1 protein-coding gene is annotated in these 1,200 nt (G+C 60.3%); it reads left to right on the top strand.

Annotated features, from left to right (window positions below):
• Positions 1 to 74 precede the first annotated feature (74 nt).
• A protein-coding gene (locus LL972_RS21560; protein WP_228329326.1) for an IS3 family transposase occupies positions 75 to 1,183 on the top strand; the annotation gives its coding sequence in 2 pieces (ribosomal slippage) (positions 75 to 336 and positions 336 to 1,183; 1,110 coding nt in all).
• Positions 1,184 to 1,200: the final 17 nt, after the last annotated feature.

Here is a 1,200-nt window from a genome sequence, read left to right as displayed (position 1 = left end):
TGTCGACTCCCCGTAAAATTGGTCCATCCATAGTTAGAGGTCCCCGGGCACACTAGCCACCAAGGAGACCAACGATGCGCAAGAGCAAGTTCACCGAGAGCCAGATTGTCGCCACGCTGAAGCAGGTTGAGGGTGGCCGCCAGGTCAAGGATGTGTGCCGTGAGCTGGGTATTTCCGACGCGACGTACTACGTCTGGAAGTCCAAGTACGGTGGCATGGAGGCCGCTGATGTGCAGCGCCTTCGCGACCTGGAGACCGAGCACAGCAAGCTCAAACGCATGTACGCCGAGCTCGCGATGGAAAACCATGCACTCAAGGATGTCATCGCAAAAAAGCTGTAGACCCGGCGCACAAACGCCCGCTTCTTGCCTGGCTCGTCGAGCAGCATGGCTGGAGCGAGCGCCGGGCCTGTGCGGTCATTGGCGTGGCTCGCTCGACAGCGCGCTATCGGCGCCGTCCTGATCGGGATGAGGAGGTCATTGCGCTGTTGTCCGAATTGGCCGAGCGCTTTCCCGAGCGTGGTTTTGGAAAGCTCTTTCAGATCATCCGCCGTCGCGGACATGTGTGGAATCACAAAAGGGTGTGGCGCGTGTACTGCCTGATGAAGCTCAATCAACGTCGTCGCAGCAGGCGCCGGGTCCCGACGCGTCATCCACAACCGTTGGCCTGCGGAGCACACCCCAATGCCGGATGGTCGATCGACTTCATGTCCGATGCGTTGTGGGATGGTCGACGCTTCCGCACGTTCAATGTCATCGACGATTTCAGTCGGGAAGCCTTGGCGATCGAAGTGGACTTGAATCTTCCGGCCGCCCGCGTCATCCGCACCTTGGAACGCATCGCGGCCTGGCGCGGCTACCCCGGCAAACTTCGCTTGGACAATGGCCCGGAGTTTGTCGCATTGGCCTTGGCCGAGTGGGCCGAGCGCAAGGGCATCGCCTTGGACTTCATCGAGCCGGGGCGTCCAACGCAAAACGGTTTTATCGAACGCTTCAACGGCAGCTACCGGCGCGGCGTGCTGGACATGCACATTTTCCGCACGCTGAGCGAGGTTCGCGAACAGACCGAACACTGGCTGGCCGACTACAACCAACAGATCCCGCACGACAGCCTGGGCGGGCTAACGCCCGCCGAGTTCCGTGATCAACATCAACCGCAGACCTCTAGTTTTGGCTGGCATTGAATTAGGGGGAGTCGACA

The organism is Xanthomonas campestris pv. asclepiadis, from assembly GCF_020784175.1.
Classification (GTDB): Bacteria; Pseudomonadota; Gammaproteobacteria; order Xanthomonadales; family Xanthomonadaceae; genus Xanthomonas; species Xanthomonas campestris_D.
The sequence above is the reverse complement of the archived record's forward strand: the minus strand, read 5'-3'. Positions and strand labels throughout refer to the sequence as shown.